The sequence below is a fragment of the Patiriisocius sp. genome (assembly GCF_051252435.1).
Classification (GTDB): domain Bacteria; phylum Bacteroidota; class Bacteroidia; order Flavobacteriales; family Flavobacteriaceae; genus Patiriisocius.
In genome coordinates, this window is the sequence record NZ_JBPOFW010000002.1 from 63499 (window position 1) to 76974 (window position 13476).

The 13476-nt window shown below is 35.5% G+C and carries 11 protein-coding genes; 6 read left to right on the plus strand and 5 right to left on the minus strand.

Annotation, left to right across the window (positions count from 1 at the left end):
* Positions 1 to 158: 158 nt before the first annotated feature.
* The 3 genes from ACSHW7_RS05420 to ACSHW7_RS05430 all read right to left on the minus strand — a co-directional run bounded on the left by ACSHW7_RS05420 (position 159) and on the right by ACSHW7_RS05430 (position 3658).
* Positions 159 to 1040, minus strand: a complete 882-nt coding sequence (locus ACSHW7_RS05420; RefSeq protein ID WP_435678319.1) for a hypothetical protein — start codon at positions 1038 to 1040, stop codon at positions 159 to 161.
* 318 nt (positions 1041 to 1358) lie between these two features.
* On the minus strand, positions 1359 to 3077 hold the full coding sequence (gene ggt, locus ACSHW7_RS05425; RefSeq protein ID WP_435678320.1) for a gamma-glutamyltransferase: 1719 nt from the start codon (positions 3075 to 3077) through the stop codon (positions 1359 to 1361).
* The gene (locus ACSHW7_RS05430) at positions 3074 to 3658 is read right to left on the minus strand and encodes an ACP phosphodiesterase (RefSeq protein WP_435678321.1); all 585 of its coding nucleotides are present in this window, start codon (positions 3656 to 3658) and stop codon (positions 3074 to 3076) included. The genes ggt and ACSHW7_RS05430 overlap by 4 nt, the downstream gene beginning before the upstream one ends.
* A 168-nt stretch (positions 3659 to 3826) precedes the next feature.
* Between ACSHW7_RS05430 and glmM the strand changes: the two genes are divergently transcribed.
* Both glmM and ACSHW7_RS05440 read left to right on the plus strand, forming a co-directional pair.
* Positions 3827 to 5215: a phosphoglucosamine mutase gene (gene glmM / locus ACSHW7_RS05435; RefSeq protein WP_435678322.1), complete on the plus strand. Its 1389-nt coding sequence runs from the start codon at positions 3827 to 3829 to the stop codon at positions 5213 to 5215.
* Between the two features lie 51 nt (positions 5216 to 5266).
* Entirely contained in the window at positions 5267 to 6754 is a 1488-nt protein-coding gene (locus ACSHW7_RS05440) for an aminotransferase class V-fold PLP-dependent enzyme (protein WP_435678323.1), read from the plus strand.
* Here the strand turns inward: ACSHW7_RS05440 and ACSHW7_RS05445 are convergent.
* Entirely contained in the window at positions 6751 to 7620 is an 870-nt protein-coding gene (locus ACSHW7_RS05445) for a lysophospholipid acyltransferase family protein (RefSeq protein WP_435678324.1), read from the minus strand. The genes ACSHW7_RS05440 and ACSHW7_RS05445 overlap by 4 nt on opposite strands.
* 110 nt (positions 7621 to 7730) lie before the next feature.
* Here ACSHW7_RS05445 and ACSHW7_RS05450 point away from each other — a divergent pair, with 110 nt between their 5' ends.
* Together ACSHW7_RS05450 and ACSHW7_RS05455 are read left to right on the plus strand one after the other, a co-directional pair.
* Positions 7731 to 8381 (plus strand): rhomboid family intramembrane serine protease, encoded by a 651-nt coding sequence (locus tag ACSHW7_RS05450; protein WP_435678325.1) that lies wholly within the window; start codon positions 7731 to 7733, stop codon positions 8379 to 8381.
* A gap of 11 nt (positions 8382 to 8392) precedes the next feature.
* Positions 8393 to 9073, plus strand: a complete 681-nt coding sequence (locus ACSHW7_RS05455) for an SIMPL domain-containing protein (RefSeq protein ID WP_435678326.1) — start codon at positions 8393 to 8395, stop codon at positions 9071 to 9073.
* 77 nt (positions 9074 to 9150) lie between these two features.
* Here the strand turns inward: ACSHW7_RS05455 and ACSHW7_RS05460 are convergent, their stop codons facing one another.
* On the minus strand, positions 9151 to 10254 hold the full coding sequence (locus ACSHW7_RS05460; RefSeq protein WP_435678327.1) for a redoxin domain-containing protein: 1104 nt from the start codon (positions 10252 to 10254) through the stop codon (positions 9151 to 9153).
* A gap of 131 nt (positions 10255 to 10385) precedes the next feature.
* On the opposite strand from ACSHW7_RS05460, the gene ACSHW7_RS05465 reads away from it, so the two are divergent.
* Positions 10386 to 12755, plus strand: a complete 2370-nt coding sequence (locus tag ACSHW7_RS05465) for a GAF domain-containing protein (RefSeq protein WP_435678328.1) — start codon at positions 10386 to 10388, stop codon at positions 12753 to 12755.
* A gap of 105 nt (positions 12756 to 12860) precedes the next feature.
* Complete coding sequence (locus ACSHW7_RS05470) at positions 12861 to 13367, plus strand: DUF421 domain-containing protein (RefSeq protein ID WP_435678329.1); 507 nt, start codon at positions 12861 to 12863, stop codon at positions 13365 to 13367.
* Positions 13368 to 13476: the final 109 nt, after the last annotated feature.

Sequence of the window (13476 nt, forward strand, 5' to 3'; positions counted from 1 at the left end):
ACCTCACAAATGTATAACAGCTATTGGGTTGGAATTACTACTTGAAATTTGGTTTTTTTTTTAAGGCTCCGGAAATGAAATATATTTAAATTATAAATCCTCAGTTGAAAGAGCTTGTAGAAATTTGAAGTAATTAATATTTCAGAAAAAAACAAAAATTAATTTTTCCTTCCTCCTATGAAAATTCCATAAACACTTGTGCCGGCAAAGAATAATGCGCTAATTATAAATGCATAACAGATTGCCAACGCAAAAGGAGCAACGGACAATAAAAGAAGGAGCAACGGGGCAATAATGCCTGCTAGGAGAAACAAACCAAATAAAGCATAAAGTGACCCTATTTTGTTTGGCATTCCTTTGTTTGAGTTGCGCTGGGTTTCCAATTCAAATAATTGCGGGATGATTTGTTTGTTTATATACTCTCCCAATTTTGATAAAAACACTTCATTAAAGGAAGAATCTTCGAAAATTTGACTATCCATCTCATTGGCGAGCATCATGATTCTATCTTGTTGGCGCTCAAAAACAGCTTCTACATCTAGCGTTTCCTTATAATCGCCAAATTTATATCCAAAGTAATACCACAATCCACTACCACATTTATGTTCTATCCATTTTTCTAAAATCTCTTTTTTGTAATGTTTCTGAAATACTAAAACATTAGGAATTTTCTTTTGTTTTGGGTCTTGAAGTAGTAACGATTTTAATTCCAAGTAAAGCGTCTCAGTATCGTTAAATCCTTTTTTTTCTTGTAGATATTCAATGGCTAGTTTGGATTTCCCTTTGTAGAATTCTTTAACTTCAAAATACGTTAGTCCTTCAAACTCGACATCCATATAATCACTTACGCCTGGAAGCCATAATTTACTTTCAATTAAAATCTCGACAATAGCCTGGGCTTTATTCATTTTATTGACAAGACTTGTCAATAAATCATCCGTGCTAGTTTTGCCGCGATGTTTTGTGAAAACTGAGAATACAATGTAACTAAAGAGTATTGCGGCAACGATGATGCTCAATCCAATAAAAATAGTAGCCATCTCTTTTAACAGAACAATGAAATTGTTATCCGACTCAAATTTCAGCCAAAAAAGATAAATCAAACCAATACACAGAAACCCTGAAAATACCAAAGGTATCAGGGTATACGCTTTACTTTCAAAAGATGATTTTTTCATAAGCGAATTTGGGTGCCGCTATCTTTTGATATTTATAGATGAAATGAAAAACATTCACTCATTTATAAAATATTCATTATTTACAAATATGTAGTATTTTACTTACAGTTATAAGTTGATTGAACTAGTTTTAGTTGAAGTGTAGAGTTTTACAGATAAAAAGCAATAATTGTGCCTTTTTTAAAATCCGATAGCTGTGTCATCGCCTCGCTTATCGGCGCCACCTTCGTACGTTCCGTCGGGCAAGACCAAAATAGCGTCTACTTTTCCAATTACGGGAGCAGATTTTTCATCAATATTATAACCACGTTGTTCTACATCGGAAAGTGTTTTTTTATCAAAGCTATTTGGTTCAAATTGTACCACATCTGGAAACCATTGATGGTGAAATCTGGGCGCATTTACGGCATCTTGCATAGACATATCATATTCATACACATTTAAAATAGTTTGCATTACCGAAGTGATTATCGTAGAACCGCCGGGAGTTCCCAAGCTCATCCAGAATTTCCCATCACGCTCAACCAGCGTTGGGGTCATTGAACTGAGCATTCTTTTTTGAGGTTCAATAGCATTGGCAAGACCACCAATTAATCCAAACATATTCGGCTCTCCTGGCTTTGCGCTAAAGTCGTCCATTTCATTATTTAAAAAGAAGCCCAATTCTTTGACATATAATTTAGAACCAAACGCTGCATTTAACGTTGTCGTCACAGCAATCGCATTGCCAAATGGGTCCACAATAGAATAATGCGTCGTTTCCATACTTTCATAACTGGGTAACGAACCATGAGAAATATCGATAGACTCCGTTGCTTTTTCAAACGAAAAACCGTTCATTCTATTTTTAAGATATCCTTCGCTGATGAGCGAATCTATTGGGATTTCAATAAAATCTGGGTCACCTAAAAAATGACTTCGGTCTGCGTAAGCACGGCGTTCGGCTTCAACAATTACTTGTATGGCTTTGGTGCTGTTGTGCCCATATTCTGCAATAGGGTAGGGTTCGATGCTCTTTAAAATTTGTGCGAGACAAATCCCGCCACTCGAAGGAGGCGACATGGAAATCACCTTTAAATCTTTATAATTAAAAATCACAGGTTCCCGCCATTCCGCCTCATACGCATTGAGGTCGTCCATGTTTATAATAGCATCTCTCTCTTTCAAAAATTTAATTAGTTTTTTTCCTACTTCACCATGATAAAATGCTTTTCGGCCCTTTTCTGAAATTTCAGTCAAGGTTGCCGCGAGTGCTTCATTTTTAAAACGGTCTCGGGTGTTATACGTTTCGGTGTAAATGGAAGATTCTCCATTCACTTCTTTAAAGATAGGCGCGTAAAAGTTGAAACGTTTTGCTTGGTCTTCGGTTAAAATAAATCCATCTTTTGCAAGTTTGATGACGGGTGCTAAAATTTCCTCAATTGGTAGACTTCCAAATTTTGAATGCGCTTCAAAAATACCTGCAATAGTGCCAGGAATTCCCACGGCAAGACTTCCGGTTTTACTTTTTTCTGAAAAATAATTTCCATCATTATCGAGATACATATCGCGCGATGCTTTAATGGGCGCTTTTTCGCGATAATCCAGTGCTCCTATTTCGCCATATTGAGTGCGATATACCATAAAACCACCACCTCCCAAGTTGCCTGCATACGGATAACAAACGGCGAGTGCCATTTCTGTGGCGACCATGGCATCAAAGGCATTACCGCCTTTTTTCATGATATCGCTCCCTATTTTTGAAGCCTCTTCCCGGGCCGAAACCACCATGGCATTTTTAGCAATCAACCCAATTTGTGGAAGGGTTTCTTCAGGAATTTGTGCTGTTTCTTTTTGTTTACAATTTCCGAAGAAAATAGGAAAACATACCAAAAGGATAAAAAGGTTTTTAGGGGTCATAATTCCTTTAATTTATTCTTAGAAAAAATTCTCAATTCTTCAAAAAAAGAAGTGAATTCTGCTTCAAATTCGGCATAGAATTCTTCTAGTTCAATAACGGCAAAATTCATTTTAGATTTTCCTTTGGTGCGCACATTCATTCCGTCGAGTATTTTAGAAATTCCGGATACGGTGGCATAGCTCAACAACCAATTATCAGAAACCATATAAGGCATCATTTTTTGGATTCTTATAGGGAGTATTTCATAGTTTTTACGAAGCATTTTATAAAAATCCTGCACATATTCGTCGAGTGGTTGGTTACAATAAGTTGACCAGTTTTTAGCTAAAAAATGGTCGTATAAAATATCGACAATCACGCCGCTGTAATGACCGTATTTTTTGTGTAATCTTTTTGTGCTTTCACGTACTGTGGGATGGAGGTCCGTGTAGCTGTCGATACCTCTGTGGAGTAATATCCCCTTTTGGATTTGCTGCGGAAATTTGAGATATTTTTTTCCTTTGATGCCGTCAGCAATAAAGTTACCAATGGTGATACCTTCATCTTCGCCAGAGAGATAGATGTGTGCGAGAAAATTCATCTCTCAAAATTACGAAATAACATTGCAACATTTTTACCCCAAAAAAAGTATATTTGTGGTGTGTCTCATTTCGCTTTAGTCCATTGATTTTATAGGCTTTACCGAGTATTTTGAGCAATAAGAATGATAATAATTTTTTAAATTTAATAGTAAAATACACAATATTTAATGACATTAATAAAATCTATTTCAGGAATTAGAGGAACCATTGGAGGTGCACAAGGAGATAACTTAACACCCATTGATGCAGTAATGTACGCTGCTGCTTACGGGACTTGGGTAAAACAGCAACGAGACAAAAATGAATATAGAATTGTTGTTGGGCGCGATGCACGCATAAGTGGCTCCATGGTACAACAACTTGTTATGAATACGCTCGTGGGAATGGGCATCCATGTGATTGATTTGGATTTATCAACAACACCCACCGTTGAAATGGCGGTAATGATGGAGCACGCAGATGGAGGAATTATTTTGACCGCGAGCCACAACCCAAAACAATGGAATGCCCTCAAACTTTTAAATAATAAAGGAGAATTTTTAAACGCAGCTGCAGGTCAAGAAATTTTGGACATTGCAGAAGCAGCAAATATAACGTTTGCCGAAGTTGACGTTTTGGGGAAAATAACACGTAACGATGCGTACATCGATTTACATATAGACGAAATTTTGCAATTGGATTTGGTCAACAAAAAAGCCATCGAGAAAGCGAACTTTAAAGTGGTTGTCGATGGCGTAAATTCTACGGGAGGTATTGCGATTCCGCTATTATTGGAAGCATTGGGCGTACAACCTGTAAAGTTGTATTGTACTCCCAATGGTGAGTTTCCACACAACCCAGAGCCTTTAAAAGAACATTTGGGTGATCTTATGAAAATGGTCGTGGATGAGCGAGCCGATTTTGGAATCGTAGTAGATCCAGACGTTGACAGACTTGCTTTTGTGGATGAAAATGGGGAGATGTTTGGCGAGGAATATACGCTCGTAGCCGTGGCAGATTATGTGCTTCAAAATACAAAGGGAAATACGGTTTCAAACATGAGTTCGTCACGCGCTCTGAGAGATGTCACTGAAAAATTGGGTGGTAAATATACCGCAAGTGCTGTGGGAGAAGTAAACGTTGTGCAAACAATGAAGGACACGAAAGCAGTTATTGGCGGGGAAGGTAACGGTGGTATTATTTATCCAGAATTACACTACGGAAGAGATAGTCTAGTAGGAGTTGCTCTTTTCTTGAGTTATTTAGCCGAAATTAAAATTTCAGTAAGCAGCCTTCGAAAGCTATACACCTCATACTTTATGAGTAAAAAGAAAATTGAATTGACACCTTCAATTGATGTGGACGCTATTTTAAAAGGAATGGAAAAAAAATATGCGAACGAAGAAATCAACACCGTTGACGGAGTAAAAATAGATTTTGCTGATACTTGGGTGCATTTAAGAAAATCAAATACAGAGCCCATTATTCGTATTTACACAGAGGCGCAATCACAAGAAAAGGCAGATATATTGGCAGATAGAATCATTAAAGAAATCAAAGAAATAGCGGGATTGTAAACTTAAACTAAATTTACAATAACTGCGGAAATTGAACAACAACAATATATTATGGATGCCATAGAGACCAAAACAGCACTCGAAACTTTTTTTGAAAAATACCGAAACAACATCCTAGGTATTGATCAATCATTTGTTTCACCTTATGGGGAAAAGAAAATAATTTATACTGATTGGACTGCCAGCGGAAGATTATATCGTCCAATAGAGGAAAAAATGTTGCATCTTTTTGGGCCTTATGTAGCAAACACTCATACCGAAACAACCGTCAGCGGCACCACAATGACCCGTGCATACCATACTGCGAGGAAAATAATTAAGAAACACATAAATGCTAGTGAAAACGATGTGTTGATTACTACGGGGACTGGAATGACTGGTGTTGTGAATAAATTTCAACGCATCTTAGGATTGAAAGTTCCTGAGAGTATGAGAGCGTTTACCAATGTTCCAGATAATTTAAGACCTGTGGTTTTTGTTTCGCACATGGAACATCACAGTAATCAAACTTCGTGGCTAGAAACCATTGCAAAAGTAGAAGTTATCCCTTGCAATCAAGAAGGATTGTTTTGCATAAATGAGTTTAAAATATTGATGGACAAATATAAAGATCATCCTTATAAAATAGCGTCAATCACCAGTTGTTCAAATGTTACAGGAATAAAAACTCCCTATCACGAAGTTGCAAAAATAATGCACCAAAATAACGGACTGTGCTTTGTCGATTTTGCTTGCTCTGGCCCTTATATCCATATTGATATGCATCCAGAGAATGATGAAGACAGTTATCTGGATGCCGTCTTCTTATCGCCACATAAATTTTTAGGAGGACCGGGAACGAGTGGAGTGTTGGTCTTTAATAAAAAATTATATAAAAATTTGGTGCCCGACTGCCCAGGAGGAGGTACTGTTGCTTGGACTACGCCTTGGGGAACACACCAATATTTAGAAAATATTGAAGAACGCGAAGATGGAGGTACTCCAGGTTTTTTACAGGTAATTCGAACGTCATTGGCTATTAGGCTTAAAGAGGAAATGGGTGTCGAAAATATTTTAGCCCGGGAGGAAGAATTACTGGATGTTCTTTTTGAAAGATTAGGTGGAGTTGCTGGAATTTCAATTTTAGCGCCCCATGTCAAGAAAAGATTGGGTGTTTTTTCTTTTAATATTGATGGATTACACCATGATTTAACTGTAAAAATATTAAATGATAGATTCGGTATTCAGTCGCGAGGAGGTTGCAGTTGTGCAGGTACATATGGCCATTATCTTTTGGAAATAGACCAACAACGCTCTTCTGAAATTCTTGAATCTGTAAATAAAGGTATCTGCGATATGAAACCGGGTTGGGTTCGCGTTTCCATTCACCCTACAACAACTAACGAAGAATTGCATTTTGTTATTGACAGCATTCTTGCTTTGGTCGAAAACGTAAGCGAATGGAAAAAGGATTATAAATTTGATGGAAAAAAATACTCGCATCAAAACGAGACCAAAGAAAATTCAAGCGCGTTGTGTGAAGACTGGTTTGATTTTTAATTTCGTAATTTCCATCTTCGGTGCGACCATAAATAAAGATGTGGCATTTCTTTTATTTGAGCTTCTAAAAGGTCATAAAATTTCCTTGTAATTTTATAATCTTCAAATTTCGTTGCATCTTCAGCAATGGTTTTAAATGTAACGTTGTAATACCCCCTTTTTACCTTTTCAACTTGAAGGTATAATACGGCAAAGTCGAGTTTTTTAGCTAAATCTTCAGCACCCGTAAACATTGGCACATCAATATTCATAAAGGTGTCTCGGTGTTTGTAGTGGCCGTCCTTCGGGCTTTGGTCAGATAAAATATAAGTCAACGTATTGATATTTTTTTTCTTTTTACGGTATAGCATGGGCACGACCAATTTGTTCGAAACAATGATACCGCCAAAACGCTCCCTAATTTTTTTAACAACGGTATCCATTTGTTTGCTGCGTAATGGCTTGTAAACTGCGTGTGCTTGATGCTCCATCATACGATTTAGAATTCCGCTCCATTCCCAATTTGCGTAGTGTCCTGCCATTAAAAGAATGCTTTTATCGGCATCATAAAATGGTTTTAAATGTTCAATATTTGTGACGTTAAATCTTTTTCTGATTTCTTCTTCTGAAATGGTAATACTTTTAATAGTCTCGGCAATGATGTCACAAAAGTGTGCGAAGAATTTTTTTGAAAGGTAGTTAATTTCCGAAGTGCTTTTCTCCGGGAAAACTAATTTTAGATTATTTCTTACTACTTTTTTTCGGTAGCCGATAATGTGATAGATAAAGATGAAAAGAATATCACTTTTAAAATAGAGCCACCACATGGGTGCTAAGGAAGTTAGCCAAAAAAATGGATATAAAATGTAATAAACAAGCCTTTGCATAGCGCATTTTTCTACAAATCTACTTAATTTTAGAGCAACTAGATAAAGGACGTTTAAAGGTTTTTTTTCATTTATTTCAATTCGTTTTTATCTCATTAAAATTTCAGAATATGCCAAACATAGATATTGCTACACTTGTAATCATCGCCGCCAATGTGCTCATTTCCATGAAGGGATTTAATGATCAATATTTTTTTGACAAATACAAATTTAATATTGCTGCGATTAAAAAAGGAGAACAATTGAGGATGGCGACTTCTGGGTTTTTGCATGCCGATTTTAACCATTTGTTATTCAATATGCTTACGTTGTTTTTCTTTGCGCCTATAGTAGTTGTATATGTGGGTGCCGTAAAATTTGTAGCTATTTATTTAGCCAGTTTATTGTTGGGGAGTTTGCTTTCATTTTATTTTCATAAAGATGAACCTTATTATAGTGCCATTGGAGCAAGTGGTGCCGTGACAGGAATTTTGTATGCCGCCATTTTATTTGAGCCATCGATGAATTTGTATTTGTTCTTTGTTCCAATACCGATTCCTGCTTGGCTTTTTGGTGTGGCATATTTGTTGTATTCTATATACGGTATGAAAAGCAGGGCGGGGAATATAGGTCATGATGCACATTTTGGCGGAGCTATTGCCGGGTATGTGATGGCATTGGTTTTTATGCCTTCAGTAATTACTAATGATCTTTGGATTGTTTTGTTATTGGCAGTACCCATCGTTCTTCTCTTTGTACTCAACAAACTAGGTAAAATCTAAAAACAACAACTATGAAAATTTTCACATCTCTACTATTAATTCTAACGACCACATTAGTTATGGCACAACAAAACCAAAAACCCTCCGTCGATGTTACGGGCGAAGGCATTGTTTCAATAATTCCAGACCAAGTTACTATCAACGCTCGAGTGGAAATTACGGGCAAGGATGCAAAAACTGTAAAACAACAAAATGATGCAATCGTCAATGAGGTTTTTTCAATGTTGAAGAAATTGGGAATCGAAGACAAAAATATTCAAACAGATTATATACGATTGAGTAAAAATTATGAGTATAATTCTAAGACCTATAATTATGCGGCAAATCAAGCCATCTCAATAAAATTAATGAGCTTGGATAACTATGAGCGCGTAATGAATGGATTATTGCAAAGTGGCATAAACCGTATTGACGGCGTTAATTTTGCTTCTTCAAAACAAAACGACTTAGAGCAGGAAGCTCGTAAAAAAGCAGTGATGAATGCTAAAATGAAAGCCAATGATTATGCGGGAGTATTGCAACAAAGTGTGGGTAAGGCAATTCAAATTAGCGAGTTTCAACAAAATTCAAGTCCGCAACCTATGTATAAAGCGATGGCAATGGAGGGTGATATGGCTGGTGGACAACAAACCATCGCACCTGGAGAAATGGAAATTAAAGTTCGCGTGAATATAAGTTTTGAGCTGTTGTAAATAGCAGTTCTCTACAATAAAAAAACCATCTAAAAAAATTAGATGGTTTTTTTGTATTTTATATTCTTATAGTTGGATTAATCCAGCAAATAAGCTATTTTCTGTCCTAGTGCGGGACCTCTTAAATTTTTAGCGATAATCACACCATTTTCATCTAGCAGAAATGTTGCTGGAATAGAACGCACACTGTAATCTTTTGCAATTGGGTCTTGCCACGCCATTAAATTTGAAACGTGATACCAATCCATATTGTCGTCTGCAATGGCCTTTACCCAGCGTTCTTCTTGCCCAGCTTTGTCAAGTGAAACACTAATAATATTTAATCCTTTGTCATGATATTGCTCATACACTTTTACCACATTTGGATTTTCAGCACGGCAGGGTCTGCACCATGATGCCCAAAAATCTATGATAGTGTATTTCCCCATGGCGTCTTTTAAAGCTAACTCTTTTCCATCGGGAGTTTTTGCTGAAAATGCTGGTGCTGTCCCTCCAACGTCGCTATTTTTAATATTTGCTGCTACGGCTTTAATTTCCTTAGCCATATCTGTTGCGGCTATTTTAGGCGAAAAATTATCAATTAAATCTGCTGCTTCAATTGCGTTTATTGTTTTCTTGTTTAACATTTCAGAAACTAGCATAAGGGCAAATAAAGAATTAGGGTTTTCCTTCGCAAAATTGGACTGTAAATTATTTTGCTCATCTCTTAGGGCCAAACTTTCACGTTGCAATTTTGCAATCTGTTCATTGTCATTTGCAGATCTTGCAGCTTGATATTCTGTTTGAATTCTTTGTGTCTTTTTAGCAAAAGAAATCTGTTTGTTCTTAAAATTTTGATATGCCTCATTCTGCGCATTCCCAGTAACAATAGACGCTTGAATACTATCTTTATAAATGGTTGCTGTCAAATCTTCACTTTCAGGAAAGAACAAAACACTACTATTGTTAACCATTAAATAGTTTACTGTCGGTGTGTCGCTTTTTGCAAATTGCCCCGAAAATTTACCATCTTTAATAGTTAGTGTATCGAGAATCTTTGTTTGATTGTCTTCAATGGTATATACCATCACTGGAGTATCGTCGGCAATACCGGTAGCTGTTCCGCTCAACGTGTATGTGTCACTATTACCACCGCAGGAAATAAGTGTGATTGCTGAAATGATAAATAATAGGTATTTCATAATGTTCAATTTTGAACAAAAATATGATATTTTTTCTGAAATAATGTAAACATCAAATATTTGTTAATTGTATATAAATGGTATGGCAATCCCTTAATTTTATATATTTTTAATAGTTAAATGAATTGATAATGAAGATTGAAGAACAACAGTCGCCTATTAAGGTTGAAGTAAGTTTTAAGAAAGTTTTTGAGCAATATAAAGGCAGACTTTCTTCGGATAATATTCTCGTGAAACAACGAGCGGCATCAGTATTGGAAATCGCTGAAAAATACCTCGAACTTTCGGAGGGTATTTCAGATCTATCAAAATTGGGAGATTATAACGACCAAATAGATTTGGTTATGGAAGATATGTTCTCTTCCATTTTGGAAAATAACGAAATCAAGGTTGCTACCCTTCCTTACAATGATTTTATCTTTAAGTCTTCAGAACGATTTCAGAAAATAATAAAAGCGGCGGGACCGGGCTTCAAAGTTGAACTCAACAATTTTGAAGAAAATGAGTATTATATTTTGGGTTGCGTAATAATCATGAATGCCTATTATGGTTTTCATGCAGATTTCAGAAGACCTTTATATTTCCAAATTCCAGCGGCTAACGGAATTATTAAAAGTTACAGATTGCTCTACAATGCAGATTTTGTAGAAATCGTAAAAACAAAAAAAGCTCCAGAGTTCACTCAAAATGATTTTGAGGAATTGCTTGATAATTTTGATAAAATTTCACTTTGGAAAGAAAAATTCCCTGTGGAAAGTTACACTTTTAAAGGATTTGTGATTGCCAATATGTACGATGCCACGGCAGACGTCAACATTTCAGACTTTAAAGCTAGTTTGATAAATGACAAAGCAAAAAATGAAATGAATGAAGATAATTTCAAAAACATTTTTGCCTCTATATTTAATTGTCCAGATTTAAAGATAGGTTTTTCTGAATACAATCCCCAAGATAATACCCTTGAGCAGATTGTTCAAAATACAACCATGAGTAGCTTTATTCTCTGTGGGAAAAAGTCTTTGGTAAGTGAAGATGCGTTGTGCCAAGTGTCGTATTACAAACTCTTTAAACAGAATGAATTTTATACAATTTCAAGTGCATCTAAGTACAATGCACTATACCCAGATAACCCATTATATAGAAAATTATTAGATCAAGGATTGGAAAGTGCCATATTTGCTCCTGTTGTTGACGATGGCAAATTATTGGGTATTATGGAATTGGTTTCACCTACTAAAAATGCACTAAACTCTGTCAATGCAAACAAGTTGCGTGATATGATGCCATTTTTAGAAGAATATGTTATCCAAGCAAGAGAACGTATCGATAACGAATTAGAATTGATCATTCAAGAAGAGTGTACTTCCATTCACAAAAGTGTACATTGGAAATTTACGAAGGAAGCAAAACGCTATAAAAAGGCTATGATGATGGGCAACCATGCCACATTTAGAGAAGCCGTTTTTGAAGATGTATATCCTTTATTTGGACAAATTGATGTCAAGGGTTCTTCTGAAGCACGAAATACTGCCGTACGCAATGATTTAGAGTTACAGATGCGCCATGTTGAAAAGATTGTTAATCAAATTTACGCATTAGAAAAACTCCCCATTTATGAGCAGTTGGCTTTTAGGATTGATAGCTTTTTAGTAGAACTTCGCGATAATTTTCAAGTTGATAGTGAACGTTCTGTGCTGAAATTTCTGAAATCTGAAATAATTCCATTATTCAAACATCTTTCAAAGAAAAGCGAAAGTCTCAAAATGTTGATTGCCGAATACAACGAACTTTTAGAAAGCAATACAGGATTTGTGTACAACCATAGAAAAAACTATGACGAAACAGTAATGCAAATTAATAAACGAATGGCAACAGTCCTTGACCGCAATCAACGAGATGCACAACAAATGTATCCGCATTACTTTGAGCGTTTTAAAACCGATGGTGTAGAGCATAATATTTACATTGGCGAGTCGATAACCAAGGAGAACAGTTTCAATAAAATCTATCTTTACAACTTGCGTTTATGGCAATTGCAGGTAATGTGTGAGATGGAAAACAGCTATTATAAATTGAAAGAAACATTACCCGTTCAATTAGATGTTGCTTCAATGATTTTAGTGTTCAATACTCCATTGTCGTTACGTTTTAGAATGGATGAAAAACGTTTTGATGTAGATGGAACCTATAACGCTCGTTACGAAGTAATCAAAAAACGCGTTGATAAAGCAAATATTAAAGGAACCAATGAGCGTATTACGCAAGCAGGTAAAATTGCAATCATTTTTTCTCAAAAAGAGGATGAAAAAGAATATTTAAAATACATCCAATTTCTTCAAACCAAAAAGCAATTAGGTACCGAAGTTGAAATCTTGGAGTTAGAGGATTTACAAGGGGTTACAGGTTTAAAAGCAATTAGAGTTCCCATACTGTATTCCCGCGGAAAAGAGCAATCTAAAGAATATTATACCTACGACGACTTGATTGCAACATTGAGCTAATAGAGCTAATTAATTCAAAATTATAAACTTAAATTATTAACCTTTCATAAATCAACAATCAGCTTTCATTGGTTGTTGATTTTTATTTTATAACATTACTACATTATGGATATTAATTCAGCATTGATAACAATACTTTCAGTCCTAGGGATTTTCGCAGCAATTATTTTTATCATCAGGATTTTCGGGTTGAGAACGTTGGCTAAGATGTCAAGTTTTGATTTTGCATCAACAATTGCAGTGGGTTCTATACTTGCGTCAACAATTATTAATAAAGACCAAAGTATTATCAAGGGAGCACTCGCTTTAGCAAGTATTATTGGATTTCAAACATTATTTTCATTTTTAGTAAGGAAAAATGATTGGTTCAAGAAAATGTTTACAAACAAACCTCAACTGTTAATGAAGGATGGTGAAATATTTTATGAAAATTTAAAGAGTTGTAATGTGGGCGTAAGTGATTTGATGGCTAAACTTAGAGAAGCAAACGTTCATAAACTTGAAGAAGTTCAAGCAGTTGTTTTTGAAAGTACGGGTGATATTTCAGTTTTGCATAGCAGCGATATAAAGGATATTGACTCAATTTTACTTAGAGATGTCTCAGATAAGTAATTTAACATGCAAAAGTTAATTATGGTTGTACATAAAAACAAAACCTTATCATTTCTATAACTTATTAAGAACCCAAAAATAAATAGTTTTGTGTTTACTAATATAAGAA